Source organism: Sanguibacter keddieii DSM 10542, assembly GCF_000024925.1.
Lineage (GTDB): Bacteria > Actinomycetota > Actinomycetes > Actinomycetales > Cellulomonadaceae > Sanguibacter > Sanguibacter keddieii.
In genome coordinates, this window is record NC_013521.1 from 509,229 (window position 1) to 529,331 (window position 20,103).

Sequence of the window (20,103 nt, forward strand, 5' to 3'; positions counted from 1 at the left end):
GTGAGACTCGTGGCATGCACGACCTGACGTCCGGAACAGACCAGCTTGCCCTCATCCCGCTCTTCGTCGCGATCGAGCCGCGCGACCCCCGCGGCGAGGCGGACCTCCCGATCGAGGCGATCGAGCACGTGCCCGCCGCGACCGTCGCCGAGGTCGCCGACGTCCTCGGCCAGCTCGGGATCCCCGCCGACCTCATGGACGGCGCCGTGCTCGGCGCACCCGGCTGGGTGGTCGCGCGCACCGTCGGCTGGAGCGACGGCCGCCTCGTCCGCTGGGCACCCGACGAGAACCCCGTCGACGGCCCGTACCCCACGCTGTCGAGCGACGACGTCGCCGCGTACCTGGCCCGCGCGCTCGACGTCGCGTGCCGGATCTCCTCCGACCTCGAGATCCCCGGCGAGACGCCAGGTGACGACGCCGTCGGGCTGGTCATCGAGGCACGCGCCGGAGCCGTCGTGGGACGCATCCGCTCGACCGACGTCCCGCGCCTGGCCTACCTCACCGGCTCCGACCTCTGGTTCACCCAGGTGGACGGGGTCTCCGTGATCGCCGGGGTCGAGCCGACCACGGACCTCGAGGCCGTCGTCACCAGCCCCACCAGCAGCCCGACCATCGGCCTCGAGCGCAACGGGCCCTGGCGTCGCATGGGCCTGGTCCAGTCCGGCCGCATGATCACCGCGCACGAGTGGGGACCGCGCTGGTTCCGGATCGACCCGTCAGAAGGGCACGACCCGTCCTCGGACGTCCTGCAGCTCGTCGACGAGTACTTCGAGGTGCCGACGGCCGACGCCGACGAGATCGTCCAGCAGTTCGACCTCAGCCCCGTCCAGGCCGTCCACCTCGCGGCGCTGCTCGACGACGCGGACTCCGACGACCCCTTCACCGAGCTCATGCGCCTGCTCGGCCTGCCCGTCGAGGCAGCGGAGGTCGCCGAGGGGTGGCTGCCGCCCGCAGACCTCCCCGACGTGCGCCGCGTCGCCGCCCAGCCCCTCGTCCGAGCCCTGTGGTCGTCGGTCACCACGGTGCCGACCGAGCCCGGCCGCATGAACGACCTGCAGCGGCTGTGGATCGAGCGACCCACCGCCTACTGGGTGCTGGCCGGCGCCGAGGTCGTGCTCTGCGCGGCAGGCGCGGCCGTCGCCCTGCGCCGGCCCGCGGCCGAGACCTCCCGCGGACGCCGCGTGCTCGGGCGGACCCTGGCGGTCCTCGCCGTCCTCAACGCGGCCGACCTCGCCCTGCCCCGCCGGCTGCGCGGCCTCGGGCGCTGACCCGGCCCGGTCGGGCCTGGTCAGGGGCTGACGCCCGGCGTCGTCGCGGGCGCCCGCATAGGCTGGACCGCATGGACCTCCGCATCTTCACCGAACCCCAGCAGGGCGCGACCTACGACGACATCCTCGCGGTGGCCCAGGCCACCGAGGAGCTCGGCTACGACGCGTTCTTCCGCTCCGACCACTTCCTCGCGATGGGCGGCGACGGCCTGCCCGGCCCCACGGACGCCTGGCTCACGCTCGCCGCGCTCGCCCGCGAGACGAGCCGCATCAAGCTCGGCACACTCGTGACCTCGGCGACCTTCCGCCACCCCGGGCTCCTCGCGGTCCAGGTGGCGCAGGTCGACCAGATGAGCGGCGGCCGCGTCGAGCTCGGCCTGGGCACCGGCTGGTTCGCCGAGGAGCACACCGCCTACGGCGTGCCCTTCCCGGCCAAGCGCTTCGGCATCCTCGAGGAGCAGCTCGAGATCATCACCGGCCTGTGGTCGACGCCCGTCGGCGAGAAGTACTCCTTCGACGGCACGCACTACACGCTCGTCGACTCGCCCGCGCTGCCCAAGCCGGTGCAGAGCCCCGTCCCCGTGATCGTCGGCGGCAACGGGCCCAAGCGCACCCCGGCCCTGGCCGCGCGGTTCGGCACCGAGTTCAACGCCGCCTTCCCGGAGATCGACGACATCCCGCAGATGTTCGCCCGCGTCCGTGCGGCGTGCGAGGAGGCCGGGCGACCGGCCGACGACCTCGCCTACTCGGCGGCGCTCGTCATGTGCGTCGGCGCCGACGAGGCCGAGTTCTCCCGCCGGGCAGCAGCCATCGGCCGCGAGCCCGCCGAGCTCCGCGAGCACGGTGTCGCCGGGACCGTGAGCGAGGCCGTCGACCGCCTCGGGCTCCTCGCCGAGCACGGTGCGACGCGCGTGTACCTCCAGGCCCTCGACATGAGCGACCTCGACCACCTCGACCTCGTCGCCCGCGAGGTCGCCACGCAGCTCGGCTGAGGCCGGCTGCGGCCTGCGGGGGCGGCACGTGCCGCCCCCGCAGCTGACGGCGACCAGCCTCGTGGGAGGTCCCCCGTAGACTCGGTCGGCGCGGACCGCCAGAGCGGCGGCCCGTCCGTCTGCCGAGAAGGAGCACCGCGAGCCCATGGTCAACGTCCTGCTGGCCGGAGGGATCGCCACGGCAGTGTCGCTCCTGTGCACCCCCGCCTTCATCAGGTTCTTGGTCCGGCGCAGGTACGGCCAGTTCGTCCGTGACGACCTGACCCACCACCACGTCAAGCGGGGCAAGCCCACCATGGGTGGTGCGGTGATCATCGCCGCCGCGGTCGTCGGGTACCTCGCCTCGCACGCGATCCTGCTGCCGCTGCACGGCTCCGACCTCATCAGGGTGGCCCCGAGCCGCATCTCGCTCAGCGCGCTCCTCGTCCTGTTCCTGCTCGTCGGCCTCGGCGTCGTCGGCTTCCTGGACGACTTCACCAAGATCCGCAGAGAACGCAGCCTCGGGCTCACCTCCCGGCAGAAGCTCGTGGGCCAGTCGCTGGTCACGGTCCTGTTCGCCCTGGGAGCCCTGCTGCTCAAGGACTCGAACGGCCAGTCCCCAGCCTCCACGGCGATCTCCGTCGTCAGGGACACGAGCCTCGACCTGGCGTTCGCAGGTCCGGCGGTGGGCGCCGTGCTCTTCCTCCTGTGGGCCAACATCCTCATCACCGGCGCCTCGAACGGCGTCAACATCACCGACGGCCTGGACGGTCTTGCCACCGGGGCATCGGTCATGGTCTTCGGCGCGTACACGATGATCAGCATCTGGCAGTACAACCAGAGCTGCCAGACGGTCCCCGGCCCCAACTGCTACGCCGTCACCGACGCGCTCGACCTCGCGGTGGTGTCCTGCGCGATCGCCGGTGCGTGCCTCGGGTTCCTGTGGTGGAACGCCTCGCCGGCCCAGATCATCATGGGCGACACCGGGTCGCTGTCCCTCGGTGCGGCTCTCGCGGGCCTGGCCATCCTCACCCAGACCCAGCTGCTGCTCGTGGTGCTCGGCGGGCTCTTCGTGATCGTCACGCTGTCGGTCATCATCCAGGTCGCGAGCTTCAAGCTGACGGGGCGCCGGGTGTTCCGCATGGCCCCGCTGCACCACCACTTCGAGCTCATCGGCTGGTCCGAGGTGACGATCGTCGCCCGGTTCTGGATCGTCTCGGCGGTCTGCGTCATCGCAGGGCTGGCGCTGTTCTACGGCGAGTGGGTCGTGACGGGCTGAGACGCGCGCCCGTCTGCCCCGGCAGCTCCTTCGCCCCGTCGTCCGGCCCGGACGGCGGGGCGTCGTCGTCCCCGCTCGCTGCCGCTCGAGGAGCGTGCGGTGACGACATCCTCCGGTACGTGCTCTTTGTCGGCGTTCGGCAGTTAGGCTAGCCTGACCTAACCAACCTACCCGAGGAGCCTCACCATGTCACTGCGCCTGCGCGCACGCACCGCGACCGCCGTCCTCACGGCGGTCCCGCTCGCCCTCGTCCTCGCTGCCTGCGGCGCGGACACCGAGTCGCAGGCCGGTGAGACGACCGGCGGAGGTGAACCGCGGACCGTGACCATCGAGGACAACCACGGGAGCGTCGAGGTCCCCGTCGACCCGGCACGCGTCGTCGCGCTCGACAACCACGTCTTCGAGACGCTCTCCGCCTGGGACGTGCCGCTGGCCGCGGCACCGAAGGGCATCATGGGCGACGGCCTCTGGCCCGAGTACACCGACGACGACGCCGTGCTCGACGTCGGCATGCACCGCGAGCCGAACCTCGAGTCGATCGTCGCGGCCGAGCCCGACCTCATCATCGGCGGGTACCGGTTCTCCGACAGCTATGACGACATCAAGGCGCAGAACCCGGACGCGGTGGTCATCGAGATCGCACCCCGCGAGGGGGAGGACCAGGCCGCCGAGCTCGCCCGCCAGACCGAGATCCTCGGCGAGATCTTCGACCGCCAGGACGAGGCCGCCGCCATCGTCGCGGACTACGACGCCGCGGTCGACGCCGCGCGCACCGCCTACGACGGGCAGAGCACGGTTGTCGGGCTCATCACCTCGGGCGGCGAGATCTCGTACAGCGCGCCCGTGACCGGGCGCAGCATCGGCGTGCTGTTCCCCGCGCTCGGCCTTCAGCCCGCCATCGAGCAGGCCGCCGAGGACACCTCGCACGGCGACGACATCAGCGTCGAGGCCATCGCGTCGGCGAACCCGGACTGGATCATCGTCCTCGACCGTGACGGTGCCGGGGTCGGCGAGGGCGAGTACCGCCCCGCCAAGGAGCTCATCGAGGGTTCTGAGGCGCTCGCGTCGGTCACCGCCGTGGCCGAGCAGCAGGTCGTCTACCTCGACCCCGACTTCTACCTCACCGAGGACATCCAGGCGTACACGGCGCTGTACGAGCAGATCGCGCAGGCCTTCGAGGCCGCGGCCTGACGGGCTGACGCTCCCCTCGTGAACGCCCAGGACCCCGCACCCGCCGCCGCGGCGTCAGCGCAGGCCCCGACCACCGGCCCGGACGCAGGTCCGGGTCGGCGGTCGGCCCTCCCGCTGACCGTCGCCGTCCTCGTCACCCTCGCCCTCGTGGTGGTGTCGCTCTTCGTGGGCGTCTACGACCTGCGGGCCGAGGGCGGCGCCGAGATGTTCGCCATCACCCGCGTGCCCCGCACCGTCGCCCTGGTGCTCGCCGGCAGCGCGATGGCCGTGAGCGGGCTGGTCCTCCAGCAGCTCACCCAGAACCGGTTCGTCGAGCCCACCACCATCGGCACGAGCGAGTGGGCCGGCCTCGGCCTGCTGCTCTCCGTGATCGTCCTCCCGACGGCCAGCATCTCGACCCGGATGGTGATCGCGAGCCTCTCCGCCTTCGTCGGGACCATGGTCTTCATGGCGATCCTGCGCCGCATCCCGGTGCGCACCACCCTCGTGGTCCCCGTCGTCGGGATCATGCTCGGCGCCGTGGTCAGTGCCCTGACCACCCTCGTCGCGATCTCCACGAACTACCTGCAGCTCCTCGGGACCTGGTTCATGGGCAGCTTCACCAGCGTGGTCCGCGGCCAGTACGAGATGCTGTGGGTGGTCGCCGTCGTGTGCGGGGCGATCTTCGTCCTGGCCGACCGGCTCACCGTCGCCGGTCTCGGGCGCGAGGTCGCGACCAACCTCGGGGTCCGCTACGACCGCCTGATCCTGCTCGGCACGGCCCTGGTGGCCGTCGCCTCCGGGGTCACGACCGTCGTCGTGGGGTTCCTGCCGTTCCTCGGGCTCGTGGTCCCCAACGTCGTCTCGCTGCTGCGCGGCGACGACCTGCGGTCGAACCTCCCGTGGGTGTGCCTCGGCGGCATCGCGCTCGTCACCGTCTGCGACATCGTGGGTCGCACGGTGCGGATGCCCTTCGAGGTGCCGGTCTCGATGGTCCTCGGGCTCGTCGGCGCCGTCGCCTTCGTCGCCCTCGTGCTCCGGGTGCAGCGCCGTGGCTGAGGCGACGGGCTCGTCGCCCGCGGTCGACGTGCGGACGCCAGGCCCGCCCGGTCCCGCACAGCCGCTCGCGCACCGTGCTCCCCGCTGGCGCCGGGTCACGCGGTCCTACGGCGCCCGCCTCACCCTCGTGGCCCTGCTGGCGCTCGCCGCGGCCGTCGGCATCCTCACCTACGCCAACCCCGCCCCGCCGGGGGGCCGCGGGTTCTGGGTCATCGTCGAGAGCCGCGCCGTCTCCGTCGGCACCATCCTCGTGGTCGCCACCTGCCAGGGCGTCGCCACCGTCATCTTCCACACGGTCACCGGCAACAGGATCCTCACCCCCTCGATCCTCGGCTTCGACGCGCTCTACCGCGTCATCCAGACCTCCCTCGTGTTCTTCCTCGGGGCAGGCAGCCTCGCCGCGATCGACGGGCTCGGCAAGGTCGCGGTCCAGAGCCTGCTGATGATCGTCTTCGCCTCCGTGCTCTACGGGTGGCTGTTCACCGGCACCAAGGCCGACCTGCACCTGCTGCTCCTCGTCGGCGTCGTGCTCGGCATGGGCTTCGGGTCGCTGTCGACCTTCATGCAGCGGCTGCTCACACCGAGCGAGTTCGACATCCTCTCGGCACGCCTGTTCGGCAACATCAGCACCTCGCACGTGACCTACCTGCCGTGGGGCGCGCTCGTGTGCGTGGTGGTCGGCACGGTGGTGTGGCGCCGACGGCACGTCCTCGACGTCGTCGCCCTCGGACGGGAGACCGCCACCAGCCTCGGTGTCCGCCACCAGCGCGAGGTGATGCTCACGCTCGTGCTCGTCGCGGTGCTCATCTCGGTCTCGACCTCCATGGTCGGACCGATGACCTTCTTCGGGTTCGTCGTCGCGATGCTCACCTACCAGCTCGTCGGGTCCAGCGAGCACGCACGGACCCTGCCCATGGTCGTCGCGGTGGCCGCCGCGACGCTGCTCGGCGCCTACTTCGTGCTGCGGCACGTGTTCTACGCGGCCGGCCTGATCTCGGTGATCATCGAGCTCTGCGGCGGCCTCGTGTTCCTCCTCTACCTGCTCCGGAAGGGCCTGCGGTGATCACGCTCCAGCACGTCGTCAAGACCTATGGCGACGTCCACGCCCTCGGGCCCGTCGACCTCGAGATCCCCGCCGGCGGGGTCACCGCGCTCGTGGGCCCCAACGGCGCCGGGAAGTCCACGATGCTCACCATCGTCGGGCGGCTGCTCGGCGCCGACACCGGGACGGTCACGGTCGGCGGGCTCGACGTCGTCACCTCGCGCCCGCGCGACCTCGCGCGGAGGCTCGCGATCCTGCGGCAGGAGAACCACTTCGTCGCGAGGCTCACCGTCCGTCAGCTGGTCCGCCTGGGCAGGTTCCCGCACTCCCAGGGCCGCAGCACCCCGCAGGACGAGGAGGCCGTCGACACCGCGCTCGGGTTCCTCGACCTGCTCGACCTGCAGGGCAGGTACCTCGACGAGCTGTCCGGCGGGCAGCGCCAGCGCGCCTACGTCGCGATGGTCCTCGCGCAGGAGACCGAGTACGTGCTGCTCGACGAGCCGCTCAACAACCTCGACATGCAGCACGCCGTGTCCATGATGGCGAGGCTGCGGCGCGCCGCGGACGAGCTCGGCAAGACGGTGGTCCTCGTGGTCCACGACATCAACTTCGCCGCCGCCTACGCCGACAGGATCGTCGCGATGACCGAGGGCACCGTCCGGTACGTCGGGACACCGGCGGAGATCATGACCACCGAGATCCTCTCGGAGGTGTTCTCGACCCCCGTGGCCGTCGTCGACGGACCCGGCCACCCGCTCGCGGTGTACTACCGACCGTGAGCGCGGTGCGCGCCACCCGGTGACCGGCGTCGACAGGGCCCGCGGACCCGGCCGCAGGTCCCAGGACGCCCGCAGTAGTCTGCTCCCTGGGTCGGCACCAGCCGCCCCGGACAGCAGACGCGGGAGACGAACGTGAGCTTTGGTTGGACCATCCACGGCGACGGCAAGCACATGGGCCCCCAGGACGTCGTCGCCCCCGGCGAGCGGCTCGCGTGGCCGCTCACCATCAGCATCGGGCTGCAGCACATCGTCGCGATGTTCGGGGCCACGTTCCTCGTCCCGATCCTCACCGGCTTCTCGCCGGCCACGACGCTGTTCTTCTCGGCTATCGGCACCGTCCTCTTCCTGCTGATCACCGGCAACCGCCTGCCGAGCTACCTCGGCTCGAGCTTCGCCTTCATCGCGCCCATCGGCGCGGCCACGGCCTCCGGCGGCCAGTCCGTCGCGGTCGGCGGCATCCTCGTCACAGGTCTCGCGCTCGCCGTCGTCGGCGTCGTCGTGCACTTCGCGGGGGCGCGCTGGATCAACGCCCTCATGCCGCCCGTGGTCAACGGCACCATCGTCGCGCTCATCGGCTTCAACCTGGCGCCCGCCGCCAAGGGGAACTTCGAGCAGGCGCCGGTCACGGCCCTCGTGACGCTCGGCGCGATCATCCTCGCGACCGTCCTGTTCCGCGGCATCCTCGGGCGCCTCGCGATCCTGCTCGGCGTCGCGGTCGGGTACGTCACGGCCGTCGTCCGCGGCGAGGTCGACTTCAGCAAGGTCGAGACGGCCTCGTGGGTCGGGCTCCCCGAGTTCACCACGCCGACCTTCGAGCTCTCCGTCCTCGGGCTGTTCCTCCCCGTGGTCCTCGTGCTCGTCGCCGAGAACATCGGCCACGTGAAGTCCGTCGCCGCCATGACCGGGCAGGACCTCGACCACCTCGCCGGGCGCGCGCTCTTCGCCGACGGCATCGCCACCAGCCTCGCCGGCGTCGGCGGAGGGTCGGGCACCACCACCTACGCCGAGAACATCGGCGTGATGGCCGCGACGCGCGTGTACTCGACGGCCGCCTACTGGGTCGCCGCGGCGGGCGCGCTGCTGCTCAGCATGTCGCCCAAGTTCGGGGAGGCCATCGCCTCGGTCCCGGCCGGCGTCCTCGGCGGTGCGGCCACCCTGCTCTACGGCATGATCGGCATGCTCGGCGCCCGCATCTGGGTGCAGAACAAGGTCAACTTCTCCGACCCCGTGAACCTCACCACCGCTGCCGTGGCGCTCGTGGTCGGCATCGCGAACTTCACGTGGACGCCGGGCGACCTGCACTTCGAGGGCATCGCCATCGGCACGGTGACCACCCTCGTGGTCTACCACCTGATGCGTGGCCTGGCCCGCTGGCGCGGGACCAGCCAGGAGGCGGCATCACCGGCATCCGCACCGGCGGGCGTCGAGCTCGAGAAGGACTGAGCGGGACCTGACCGGAGCCCGGGGGCCTAGGCGGATACTGGCCGGGGGCTGGCTCAGCCCTCGGCCGGCTCCTCGGCGGGCGGGTCCTCGGCCGGGACCTCGTCTGTCGCGTCGTCCGCGGGATCGGTCGTGGCCAGCGGCTCCGGGGTGAGGCTGTCGAGCGAGCGGCAGCCGTCGATCGACGTCATCGGTGCGTCCGGGGCCAGCGCGATCTCCTCGGCGGGGACGAGGTCCCCGAAGCTCGCGCCGATCGCGAGGTCGATGCTCGCGTCGGTGCGTGCGTCGTAGAGCAGGTTCGCCCGGGGGAACTGCGCGGCGAGCGTGTACGCGGCCGCGAGGCCCTGCGAGCCGAAGGAGATCCGCACGTCGGCGAGCTTGGCCTCCTGCGTCTCGGTCGCCGTGATGGTGAAGCTGCGGCGCGCGAGGGCGTCGGACACCTGGGCCGCGAGCCCGGAGCGGTCCGTCGCGTTGAGCACCCGCACCGAGATGTCCTGGTAGGGGACGGGGAGCGTCCCGTCCGGCAGGCACGGCTGCGTGGCGACCTGGTCGGTGACCGTCTCCTCCTCGCTGAACGCCCGGTCGAAGGGCGCGTCGACCGCGCCCGTGTAGACCGCGGCTGCCGCGAGCCCGGAGACGGCCAAGAAGGCGATGAGCAGGCCGAAGACGAGCGCCTGACGCTCGTGCTTGCGCCGTCGGCGCTGCGTTCTGGCGCGCTGGACGTCATCCGGCGTAGTCATCTGTCGAGCCTCTCTGAGTGCGGGTCAGTCCAGGACCAGGACACGGGCGTGCAGCAGCGCACGTTGCTGGAGGGCGGCGCGCACCGCACGGTGCAGGCCGTCCTCGAGGTACATGATGCCCTTGTACTGGACGACGTGGGCGAACAGGTCGCCGTAGAACGTGGAGTCTTCTGCGAGGAGGTTGTCGAGGTTCAGCTCGCGCTTGGTCGTCACGAGGTCCTCGAGCCGCACCTGGCGAGGCGCCACCGCCGCCCAGTCCTTGGTGCTCACCAGCCCGTGGTCCGGGTAGGGGCGGCCGTCTCCCACACCTTTGAAGATCATGGGCCAACTCTAGACGCCCGCCCCGTCGTGGCCTGCGCGTCGACGCTCCTCCGCGTCGGCGATGAGGGTCTCCCGGAGCTCCTCGCGCCGCTCGAGCACCACGTCCAGGCGGCGCAGCTCCTCGTCCGAGGCCGGCAGGCCGTAGACCTCGCTGACGAACCGCACGAGGTCGGGGCGGTAGTCGTGCGCCTGCGCCCGGTAGGGGCCCGGGGCCTGCGCGTTCTTCATGTCGACGAGGGTCTGGAAGAACGTCGTGACCGGCCGCCAGCGGACCCACGGCGGCGTGCCGCGCGGGCTGACGGGCACGTCGGTCCCGGCAGGGACCGGCCGCGGGGCCCGGGCGGGGGCGGTGAGCCACGCGGGCCGGGTGAGCGCGATGTCCGGGCCCATCTTGGTGACGCCGTCGTCGTCGTGGTTGACCAGCACGTACCGCAGCGCCGCCCGGCGCTCCGGCCCGAGGTCCACCAGCTCGAGGTAGTCGTTGACCACGGCGACGGTGTCCGCGTCCACCTCGAGGCGGTCCGGGTCGGACACCTCGTGCATCCACCCGCTCGTGTGCGGCGTGCCGACCCACAGGGCACGGTCGATCCCGAGGGCCGACGGCCCGATGGTGCCCCAGTCGAGGAACACGTCCTGGCTGGTGTGCGCACCGAGGCTCTCGCCGAAGACGACCACCCGCGGGCGCCGCTCCTCCGGGATCTCGCGGAGCCGCACGAGGATCCGCATCCAGAGCCGCCGGTTCTGCTCGCGCGCGACCTTCACCTTGGTGAGGGAGAGCGGGGAGGGGCGCTTGGAGTACTGCATCGTCACGGTCGCGACGTCGCCGAGGGTCAGGTACTGGAGCGCGGCGAGCGCCACGTAGTTGACGTACCCGGTGCCGGTCGGCGAGACGAGCACGAGCAGCGACCGGTCGAAGGCGCCGAGCTGCTCCATCTCGGCGAGCGCGAGGTCGACCCGCTCGCGGGCCGTCGGGGCGCTGTCGAGCCCGACGTACACCTGGACCGGCTCGGCGGCCGCGGGCCTGCGCATCACGGTCTCGATCGAGAGGTCGGGGACCGGCTCGGTCGCGGAGAGCGTGCCCAGGCCGGGGCGCGAGCCTGCGGCCGGGTCGGCCGGTGCCGTGGGGACCCGGGACAGCACGTGCCGTCGGCCCTCGCGCCCGAGCGAGTCCCAGGGCACGAGGCTCTGGCCGGAGCCGCTGACCGTGGGTCGGGTGATGACCGCCGGGTCGAGACCGACGGACCGGGCGTCGTCGGAGAGCGTCGCCGCCTCGATGCGCTGCATCGCCCGGTCCCACACGACCACGACCGAGCCGGTGACCGCCCCGAGGCTCACGGCGCGTGCGCACACCTGCCAGAACCACGGGGTGCCGGGCAGGACGCTGTGCAGCAGCCTGCCGAGGCGCCGGGCGAGCAGGCTCTCGGCGGCCGCGAAGCCGCTGAGGCCCACGACCACACCACCGGCGACCGCCACGGACACGAGCCGGGAGTTGGAGCTCACGGACTCGAGGTCGGGCGTGGGGAGGTGCTGGTGCGACCTGTTGCGCTCGACGACGTAGGCGACCGCCGCCCCGAGGGGGACCGACAGGGGGACCCGGGCGAGGGTCCTGTCGAGACCGAGGGTGCGGTCGAGCGCGGTCGCCCCCGCGTGGCCGAGGTTCAGCGCAGCGCCTGCTCCTCCCGAGAGGGCGATCCTGCACCCGGCGAAGCGGGCGAGCGCCTGGGCGGTGCTCTCGCGCGGGTCGGCGGGCAGCAGCAGCGCGAGCCCGCTGCCGGCGGGGACAGCGAGCAGGTCGACGGCCACCTGGAGGGTGCGGGCGCGGTGCTCGCGGGGGAGCCACGTCGCGTCGGCGAGGAACGTCGAGTCGACGAGCTGCTGGGCGACGCCCGACAGGACGTCCTGCGCTGCGACGGCCACGAGGTAGTGCGAGGCGACGGAGAGCCCGGTGACGATGCCCTGGTCCACGGGGCTGCGCGGGGCGAGCGACGGGGCGAAGGTCTCCGACGTCAGCGCGGAGGCGATGAGCAGGCTGGTCTGGGCTGCGCTCGGGCGCGGGACGCCCCAGACGCTGGGCAGGTCGGGGTCCGGTGCGGCCACGTCTCATTGAACCACCGCGCGGGCCGGTGGCCGCTGAGCGCGGCGGTCCTGCGTGCGGGGCGCGTCACGCCGGGGACGACGAAGCCCCCACCCGGTCGAGCCGGGTGGGGGCTTCGTCTGCTGCGGAGGATGGGGGATTCGAACCCCCGAGGGCGTTAACCCAACCGCCTTTCCAAGACGGCGCCATAGGCCACTAGGCGAATCCTCCAGCACGCACCGGCCGAGGCCAGCGTGACGAGAGTACCGGACGATCCACCGTGCGGCCGAATCGGCCCGGATTTACCTCCGGGCGGGCGCCTGGGTTAACCTGGGGGCTGACCCCTCGTGCGGCGTCATCTCACTGAACTCCCCCAGGGCCGGAAGGCAGCAAGGGCAGGTGAGCTCTGATGGGTGTGCGAGGGGTCTTCTGCATGCCCGGCCAGGGCGAAATGTCCCGTACTCGCCCTTTCATCTCAGCAGGCGACCCTCTGGCTGCTCGCATCATGAGATTTCCGGGTCGGGGATTGGTGCTCGCCGCGATCGCGCCCCCATCATGGAGCCATGTTCACGTCGACCCACGCCGCCGTCACCCGGGCCAGCGCACCGCGCCGCCCGGTGATGTGCTGTCGTGCCCGCTCGATGCCCGGTGGGTGCTGTCGCTGACCTGGCGACCCACCCGGACCGGGGACGACCCCGGCAACACGCCGTGAACCACGGCACCCTCTGCTCTCCTCGTCAGCCTCCTCGCAGGTGATGACGGCCCCGCCCCGCGGAGCCAGCCGACGACGACCACGCACCGGTCCCAGGGCTCGACGCCCGGACCACGCGCCCCCACACCACCCAGCACACGCTCGCAGCCACGGCTGCACCTCGATGCGCGCCGACGGCGCGCACCACCGGAAGGACACCCATGTCTCGCTCCACCCGTACGGCCCGCACCCTCGGCGCCGCCAGCCTCGTCGCAGCTCTTACCCTGGGCCTCGCCGCGTGCTCCTCGGACGACGCCTCGTCCGACGCCGCCAAGGGCGACGAGTCCAACCCCGTGGTCATCGGTGTCGTCAACGCCGCAGCCGACGACCAGTGGTCCGTCTTCGAGGAGCAGGCCGAGGCCGAGGGCATCTACGTCGAGATCAAGGACCTCGGCAGCTACGACCTCCCCAACGCCGCGCTCACCTCCGAGGAGCTGGACCTCAACCAGTTCCAGCACCTGCAGTACCTCGCGGAGTACAACACCAACACCGGTGAGGACCTCACGCCCATCGGCGCGACGGCCGTCTACCCGCTGAGCCTCTACTCCTCGAAGTACACCTCGGTCGACGAGATCCCGGCCGGCGCCGAGATCGCCATCCCGAACGACCCGACCAACCTGGCCCGCGCGCTCCTCGTTCTGCAGGACGCCGGGCTGCTCGAGCTCAAGGACGGCGGCTCCTCCGTGTCCACCGAGCTCGACGTGCTGCCGTCGTCGACCGTCACCGTGACCCCGGTCGACGCCACGCAGACCGCGGTGAACCTCGACAGCATCGACGGTGCGGTCGTCAACAACGACTTCATCAAGGACGCCGGCCTCGCCGCCGAGGACGCGCTCTACCAGGACTCGGCCGAGGCCGAGGGCGCCCGCCCCTACATCAACGTGTGGGTCTCCCGCGCGGCTGACAAGGACGACGAGACCTTCCTCAAGCTCGTCGAGATCTCGCACTCCCCCGAGGTCGAGGCAGCGCTCCTCGAGGCGTCCGGCGACAGCGCCGTGATCGCCGACCAGGACGGCCCGACGCTCCAGGGCTACCTCGACGAGATCCAGGCGAACCTCCAGGGCTGACGCACTGGTGCCAGAGGGTGGGCCGGCCGGTGCCGGTCCACCCTCTGCGCGTCCGGGCCCGCGGGCCCGGACGGCGCGCGTCTCGCGCCTCGACGAGCCCCTGTGCGCAGGTGCCGGGGCCGTGCCACCATCGACCATCCACCCCCGCCGAACGGAGCAGCGCATGAGCGCCAGCCACACCGCCATGGTGAGGTTCACCGACGTCACCAAGACCTTCAAGGGGAGCTCGGGACCGTTCAACGCCGTCGACGGCGTGACCCTCGACATCCGCAAGGGCGAGATCTTCGGCGTGATCGGCTACTCCGGTGCCGGCAAGTCCACGCTCGTGCGCCTCATCAACGCCCTCGAGACCGTCTCCGGCGGCTCGGTCGAGGTCGACGGCACCGACCTCACCGGCCGGTCGGAGACCGAGCTGCGCAAGGTCCGCGCCGGCATCGGCATGATCTTCCAGCAGTTCAACCTGCTCTCGTCACGGACCGTCGCGGGGAACATCGCCTACCCGCTCAAGGTGGCGGGCTGGGACCGGGCGCGGCGCGCGGCACGCGTGGCCGAGCTGCTCGAGTTCGTCGGGATCGCCGACAAGGCCAAGCAGTACCCGAACAAGCTCTCGGGCGGGCAGAAGCAGCGCGTGGGCATCGCCCGTGCGCTCGCCACCAACCCGAGCATCCTGCTGGCCGACGAGGCGACGAGCGCCCTCGACCCCGAGACCACCCAGGACGTCCTCGCGCTGCTCAAGCGCGTCAACCGCGACCTCGGCGTCACCGTCGTGGTGATCACCCACGAGATGGACGTCGTGAAGTCGATCTGCGACCGCGTGGCCGTCATGGAGCACGGCAAGGTCGTCGAGTCGGGCGACGTGTACCCCGTCTTCGCCGACCCGCAGCACCGCGCGACCCGCCGGTTCGTCGGGGCGACCGTCAAGGACCGCCCGAGCGCGAAGGTGCTCGAGCGTCTGCGGCACCGCCACCCGCACCGACTCGTCACGGTCGCCGTGCACGAGGACGGCTCCTCGGGAGGGCGCATCACCGACGTGCTGCGCGACAACGACGTGCAGGGCACCGTCGTGTTCGGCGGCATCTCCGAGGTCACCGAGCGGCCCTTCGGGTCGCTCACCTGGGAGCTGGCCGGCGACGACGCCGCGATCGAGCGCTGCGTCGCGACGCTGCGCAGCTACACGGACGTCACCGACCTCGGGACGGCGGCGAACCCGCTCGTCGACCCACGGGCCGAGGACGCCGCGGCGGCGCCGGACCCGGGGGTCGACGGCTCCACGGGCACGGCTGAGCCTGGCCTCGCTGCCAGCGCCCCCTACCCGGTGCCCGGCTCGACCCTCGCAGGCAGCGCGGAGGGCGGGACGCTCGCTCCCGGAGTGCCGAGGTTCGACAAGCCCCGGACCGACGGCTCCACCGAGGGAGGTGCGCGATGACCGACTGGTCCCAGCTCGGCCCCCGCCTGTGGACGGCGCTCGGCGAGACCATGCAGATGGTCTCGGCCACGATGCTGCTCGGCGGGTTCGTCGGCCTCCTCATCGGCCTCGGCCTCTACACGACGCGCAAGGGCAACCTGCTGTCCAACCCCGTCGTGTTCAACGTCCTCAACGTGATCGTCAACTTCGTGCGGCCGATCCCGTTCATCATCTTCGTCACGGCCATCCGCCCGGTCACCTACGAGGTGACCGGCGCGACCATCGGCGTCCAGGCAGTCATCCTGCCGATGACCCTCATGGCGGCGGTCGCCTTCGCGCGCATCGTCGAGCAGAACCTCGTCGCCCTCGACCCGGGCGTCGTCGAGGCGGCCCGCGCGATGGGTGCCTCACGGTTCCGGATCATCTGGTCGGTGCTCATCCCCGAGGCGCTCGCCCCACTGATCCTCGGCTACACCTTCCTGTTCGTCGGCGTCATCGACATGTCGGCGATGGCCGGTGCGATCGGTGGTGGAGGTCTCGGAGACTTCGCGCTGCGCTTCGGGTACCAGAAGTTCAACGACGAGGTCACCTGGGTGGCGGTGCTCGTCATCGTGGCGATCGTCCAGGTCGCCCAGTACCTGGGCAACTGGCTGGCCAAGAAGGCCCTGCACCGCTGAGGTCGACGATCACCCGACAGGGCTGGGCGATGCTCGGCCCTGTCGGGTGCACCGTCTAAGGTGGCGGGGTGAGCACAGCCCTGTACCGCCGCTACCGTCCCGAGAACTTCGCCGAGGTGATCGGTCAGGAGCACGTGACGGACCCGCTCCGGCAGGCTCTGCGCTCCGACCGCGTGAACCACGCCTACCTGTTCTCCGGCCCCCGAGGCTGCGGCAAGACGACGTCCGCCCGCATCCTCGCGCGCATCCTCAACTGTGCGAAGAACACCCCCGAGACGCCGACCGACACGCCCTGCGGCGAGTGCGAGTCCTGCACGGAGCTCGCCCGCGGCGGCCCCGGCAGCCTCGACGTCGTCGAGATCGACGCGGCGAGCCACGGTGGCGTCGACGACGCCCGTGAGCTGCGCGAGCGCGCCACGTTCTCGCCGTCGCGCGACCGCTTCAAGATCTTCATCCTCGACGAGGCCCACATGGTCACGGCGCAGGGCTTCAACGCGCTGCTCAAGATCGTCGAGGAGCCGCCGGAGTACCTCAAGTTCATCTTCGCGACGACCGAGCCCGACAAGGTCATCGGCACCATCCGCTCGCGCACCCACCACTACCCCTTCCGCCTCGTGGCGCCCGAGACGCTCCAGACGTACCTCGGCGAGCTCTGCACCAGCGAGAACATCACGGTGGGCGGGGGAGTGCTGCCGCTCGTCGTGCGCGCCGGCGGCGGCTCGGTCCGTGACTCGCTGTCCGTCCTCGACCAGCTGATGGCCGGCGCCGAGAGCGGCGTCCTCGACTACGAGCGCGCCGTCTCGCTGCTCGGCTTCACGCACGTCACCCTGCTCGACGACGTCGTCGAGGCGCTCGCCGCCCGCGACGGCGCCAGCATGTTCCGCGTGGTCGACCACGTGGTCGCGACCGGCCACGAGCCCCGACGGTTCGTCGAGGACCTGCTCGAGCGCCTGCGCGACCTCATCGTGCTGTCCGTCTCGGGCGAGGCCGCCCAGGCTGTGCTGCGCAGCGTCCCGGCCGACCAGCTCGCCCGCATGCAGGCGCAGGCCACCAACCTCGGCGCCGCCGAGCTCTCGCGCTCCGCCGACGTCGTCAACGCCGCGCTCACCGAGATGAGCGGTGCGACCTCGCCCCGCCTGCACCTCGAGCTGCTCTGCGCACGCCTGCTGCTGCCCGCGGTCGACGACACGACCACCGGCATCGCCGCACGGCTCGACCGCCTCGAGCGCGGCGCCGTCGCCGGTGCGCCCCCGGTGCGCGCCGTGGAGGCTGCGGCGTATGCGCCGCCGGCCCCTGCCGCCCCGGTGGCACCGCAGGTCGCGGCTCCCGCTGTGCCGGCACCTGTGGTCACGGAGCCTGTGGCCCCGGCGGCGAGCGCTGCCGAGCCCGCGCCGGTCGGCGTCGTCCGCGCCCCGGCCGAGGCCACGGACGCCCCGGTCGCCGAGCCGGTCGAGCCCACGGCCCCGGCACGCCCCTCGGGCATCCCGCCGTGGGAGGACGCACCGTCCGCCGAGACGTCGCCCGCCGCTGCCGCGGATGCGGGCGCGGCGGCCCCGTCGCCTGAGCCGGTGGAAGCAGAGTCTCCCGCGCCTGCGGAGACCGCTCCGGAACCGGCCGTGGTCACCGAGCCGGTCGCCCCCGCCCCGCCGGTCACGCAGCCCGCCCCGCAGGCTGCTGCTCCGCCTGCCGCTGCCCCGGTGTCTGCTGCCCCGGTGGCATCGCCGCCGGCACCCCAGGCTGCTGCTCAGCCGGAGCAGGGCGGCCACGCCGCCGCGTCGGCCGAGATGCTGCGCCGACGCTGGCCCGAGGTGCTCGACACCCTGAGCCGCATGAAGAAGTCCACCTGGGCGCTCATCGCCCAGAACGCGCAGGTCGCCGACCTCAGCGACACCACGCTGCGCCTCACCTTCGCCTCGAGCGGTCTGGCGACGACGTTCCGCAACGGTCCGCACGCCGAGCTCGTCCAGCGCGCCGTCCGCGAGACCCTCGGCTTCGACGCCCGGGTCGAGGGCGGCATCGAGGAGCAGTCGCGCCCGGCGGCCCCCGCCCCGAGCGCGTCCGCGCCAGCCCGACCGGCTGGACCTGCCGGGGTCGACCCCGCTGCGGCCGCAGCCTCGTGGGACGTGCCGGTGTCGACGGTCTCCGCGCCGGCGGCCCCGCCGGTCGCCGCGCAGCCTGCGCCGGCCGCAGCCGCGCCCAGCCCTCAGACCGCTTCCCTCCCGGCCGCGACCGGGGCGGGTGCGGCGCCGGGTCGCGCCGGGAGCCCGGCAGGCCCGCCGCCCGAGCGTCGGGGCACGGCCGAGGAGCCGCCGCCCGGGTACGGAGAAGAGCCGCCCGAGGATTTTGACCACGGGCCGGAGCCGGTCGTCGACCGGGGGCCCGCACGTGACCAGGCTCCTGCGAACGGCTCGGCTCCCGCACGGGACGCCGCGCCCGCCGTCAGCGGGGCTGCCGCGCCGGCCGGTGCGCGTACCGACGCCTCCGCCGTGCCGGGGGAGACCCCGCGTCAGGCTGCCGAGCGTCGCTTCGCCGAGGAGCGCGCTGCCGAGGAGGCGCGCGCCCACGTGGTCGACGACCCCCAGCCGGACGACGAGGACCTCGCCTCGACCGGGCTCGTCGGCGTCCCGCTCGTCACCCAGATCCTCGGCGGCACCATCATCGACGAGATCGTCGACGGCCAGGTCTGAGTCGTCGGGCCCCTCGGGTCTGCGGACGGCCCGCGCGCACGTAGGCTAGGGGGGTGTACGAAGGCGCAGTCCAAGACCTGATCGACGAGCTCGGCCGGCTTCCCGGCATCGGGCCCAAGAGCGCGCAGCGGATCGCGTTCCACCTCCTCGCCGCCGACGCCGAGGACGCCCGACGCCTCGCCGAGGCGCTCACCGAGGTCAAGCTCAAGGTCCGCTTCTGCGAGATCTGCGGCAACGTCGCCGAGTCCGAGCAGTGCCGCATCTGCCAGGACCCGCGCCGCTCCGTCGCGGTGATCTGCGTGGTCGAAGAGGCCAAGGACGTCGTCGCCATCGAGCGCACCCGCGAGTTCCGCGGCAAGTACCACGTGCTCGGCGGGGCCATCAACCCGATCGACAACGTCGGCCCGGACGACCTCCGCATCAAGGAGCTCCTCACCCGTCTGGCCGACGGGGCCGTCCAGGAGGTCATCCTCGCCATGGACCCCAACGTCGAGGGGGAGGCCACGGCCACCTACCTCGCCCGGATGCTCGGCCCGATGGGCCTGCGCGTCACCCGTCTCGCCTCGGGCCTGCCCGTCGGCGGAGACCTCGAGTACGCCGACGAGGTCACGCTCGGCCGTGCCTTCGAGGGACGGCGGGTCGTCGGTGCCTGACGACGCTGCGGACGCAGCCGGCACCCCGGACCCCACGGGCACCTCAGCCACCGCCACCGCCACCACCACTGCCGCTGCGTCTGCGGTCGGTGCGGGGCGCACCGACGTCGTCGGTGTCGCCGCGGCCTTCGCGCCGCAGGCGGCACGGTTCCTGCAGACCTGCGCCGACGTCGCTTCCGGGGCTGTGCCCGAGGCCGCGATCCCGCTGCTGCTGCTCGCCACCTCCGACGTCCTCGGGGCCGGCGCGCGCCTCGGCGCGATGGTCGACGTCGTACCCTCCAGCCGGACCGAGCCGGACGACGGCGAGGAGACCGACATCGACCCGCTGCGCATCGGGCTGGCCCTCGTCCTCGACGGCATCGACGAGTACACCGAGGTCGTCGACCCGGTCCTCAGCGACGCCACCGGGGACGCCGCGCTCTCGGCGGACCTCGCGACCGTCGCCGCCGCCCTCGGGCAGGGGCTGCAGCACTACGAGGCCGGGCACGTCGTCGAGGCCCTGTGGTGGTGGCAGTTCTCCTACCTCACCTCGTGGGGCGACCGCGGCGCGAGCGCGGTCCGCGGTCTCGTGCTGATCCTCGGGCACCTGCGCACGGACGTGGCCGACGACCCGGCCGCCGACGCCGAGCGGGACGCGCTCGAGGGCTGAGCCCAGGATCCTGGTGGCTCTGGTCCGCCGGTCCGCCCGTCCTGCCCCTCGCCCTCTCGTGGACGAGGGCT

At 72.4% G+C, this 20,103-nt stretch carries 17 protein-coding genes, 1 tRNA gene and 1 other RNA gene; 15 read left to right on the forward strand and 4 right to left on the reverse strand.

Annotated features, from left to right (window positions below):
* Positions 1–14: 14 nt before the first annotated feature.
* From SKED_RS02220 to SKED_RS02255, 8 genes are all read left to right on the forward strand, one after another.
* Positions 15–1,268, forward strand: coding sequence for a hypothetical protein (locus SKED_RS02220; protein WP_012865488.1), 1,254 nt, complete (start codon positions 15–17; stop codon positions 1,266–1,268).
* Between the two features lie 71 nt (positions 1,269–1,339).
* On the forward strand, positions 1,340–2,260 hold the full coding sequence (locus tag SKED_RS02225; protein ID WP_012865489.1) for an LLM class F420-dependent oxidoreductase: 921 nt from the start codon (positions 1,340–1,342) through the stop codon (positions 2,258–2,260).
* 145 nt (positions 2,261–2,405) lie between these two features.
* Positions 2,406–3,518, forward strand: coding sequence for a phospho-N-acetylmuramoyl-pentapeptide-transferase (mraY, locus tag SKED_RS02230; RefSeq protein WP_012865490.1), 1,113 nt, complete (start codon positions 2,406–2,408; stop codon positions 3,516–3,518).
* Between the two features lie 186 nt (positions 3,519–3,704).
* Positions 3,705–4,709 carry a siderophore ABC transporter substrate-binding protein gene (locus SKED_RS02235; RefSeq protein WP_012865491.1) on the forward strand — a complete coding sequence of 335 codons (1,005 nt, stop codon included), beginning with the start codon at positions 3,705–3,707 and terminating at the stop codon, positions 4,707–4,709.
* Positions 4,710–4,727: 18 nt separating this feature from the next.
* A complete protein-coding gene (locus SKED_RS02240) occupies positions 4,728–5,747 on the forward strand; it encodes an ABC transporter permease (RefSeq protein WP_012865492.1) in 1,020 nt (339 codons plus the stop codon).
* Positions 5,740–6,810 (forward strand): iron chelate uptake ABC transporter family permease subunit, encoded by a 1,071-nt coding sequence (locus tag SKED_RS02245; protein WP_012865493.1) that lies wholly within the window; start codon positions 5,740–5,742, stop codon positions 6,808–6,810. Before SKED_RS02240 ends, SKED_RS02245 begins: the two co-directional genes overlap by 8 nt.
* Entirely contained in the window at positions 6,807–7,568 is a 762-nt protein-coding gene (locus tag SKED_RS02250; protein WP_012865494.1) for an iron ABC transporter ATP-binding protein, read from the forward strand. The genes SKED_RS02245 and SKED_RS02250 overlap by 4 nt, the downstream gene beginning before the upstream one ends.
* 132 nt (positions 7,569–7,700) lie before the next feature.
* A complete protein-coding gene (locus SKED_RS02255) occupies positions 7,701–9,011 on the forward strand; it encodes a uracil-xanthine permease family protein (RefSeq protein ID WP_012865495.1) in 1,311 nt (436 codons plus the stop codon).
* 53 nt (positions 9,012–9,064) lie between these two features.
* Here SKED_RS02255 and SKED_RS02260 read toward each other — a convergent pair whose 3' ends face one another.
* The 4 genes from SKED_RS02260 to SKED_RS02275 all read right to left on the reverse strand — a co-directional run bounded on the left by SKED_RS02260 (position 9,065) and on the right by SKED_RS02275 (position 12,374).
* Complete coding sequence (locus SKED_RS02260; protein WP_012865496.1) at positions 9,065–9,748, reverse strand: LytR C-terminal domain-containing protein; 684 nt, start codon at positions 9,746–9,748, stop codon at positions 9,065–9,067.
* A gap of 24 nt (positions 9,749–9,772) precedes the next feature.
* On the reverse strand, positions 9,773–10,069 hold the full coding sequence (locus SKED_RS02265) for a type II toxin-antitoxin system VapB family antitoxin (RefSeq protein WP_012865497.1): 297 nt from the start codon (positions 10,067–10,069) through the stop codon (positions 9,773–9,775).
* 9 nt (positions 10,070–10,078) lie between these two features.
* Entirely contained in the window at positions 10,079–12,166 is a 2,088-nt protein-coding gene (locus SKED_RS02270; protein WP_012865498.1) for an alpha/beta-hydrolase family protein, read from the reverse strand.
* Positions 12,167–12,289: 123 nt separating this feature from the next.
* Positions 12,290–12,374 (reverse strand) — tRNA-Ser (locus tag SKED_RS02275).
* Positions 12,375–12,479: 105 nt separating this feature from the next.
* On the opposite strand from SKED_RS02275, the gene ffs reads away from it, so the two are divergent.
* The 7 genes from ffs (at position 12,480) to SKED_RS02305 (ending at position 20,032) form a co-directional block, all read left to right on the forward strand.
* Positions 12,480–12,576: signal recognition particle sRNA small type (gene ffs / locus SKED_RS19315), an RNA gene on the forward strand.
* 479 nt (positions 12,577–13,055) lie between these two features.
* Positions 13,056–13,961: a MetQ/NlpA family ABC transporter substrate-binding protein gene (locus SKED_RS02280; RefSeq protein WP_012865499.1), complete on the forward strand. Its 906-nt coding sequence runs from the start codon at positions 13,056–13,058 to the stop codon at positions 13,959–13,961.
* Positions 13,962–14,124: 163 nt separating this feature from the next.
* The gene (locus tag SKED_RS02285; RefSeq protein WP_012865500.1) at positions 14,125–15,387 is read left to right on the forward strand and encodes a methionine ABC transporter ATP-binding protein; all 1,263 of its coding nucleotides are present in this window, start codon (positions 14,125–14,127) and stop codon (positions 15,385–15,387) included.
* Positions 15,384–16,043, forward strand: coding sequence for a methionine ABC transporter permease (locus SKED_RS02290; protein ID WP_012865501.1), 660 nt, complete (start codon positions 15,384–15,386; stop codon positions 16,041–16,043). Before SKED_RS02285 ends, SKED_RS02290 begins: the two co-directional genes overlap by 4 nt.
* Before the next feature lie 68 nt (positions 16,044–16,111).
* Positions 16,112–18,730 (forward strand): DNA polymerase III subunit gamma and tau, encoded by a 2,619-nt coding sequence (locus SKED_RS02295; protein ID WP_012865502.1) that lies wholly within the window; start codon positions 16,112–16,114, stop codon positions 18,728–18,730.
* A 53-nt stretch (positions 18,731–18,783) separates the two neighbouring features.
* A complete protein-coding gene (gene recR, locus SKED_RS02300; protein ID WP_012865503.1) occupies positions 18,784–19,383 on the forward strand; it encodes a recombination mediator RecR in 600 nt (199 codons plus the stop codon).
* Positions 19,376–20,032, forward strand: coding sequence for a DUF5063 domain-containing protein (locus SKED_RS02305; RefSeq protein WP_143755625.1), 657 nt, complete (start codon positions 19,376–19,378; stop codon positions 20,030–20,032). The genes recR and SKED_RS02305 overlap by 8 nt, the downstream gene beginning before the upstream one ends.
* Positions 20,033–20,103 lie beyond the last annotated feature (71 nt).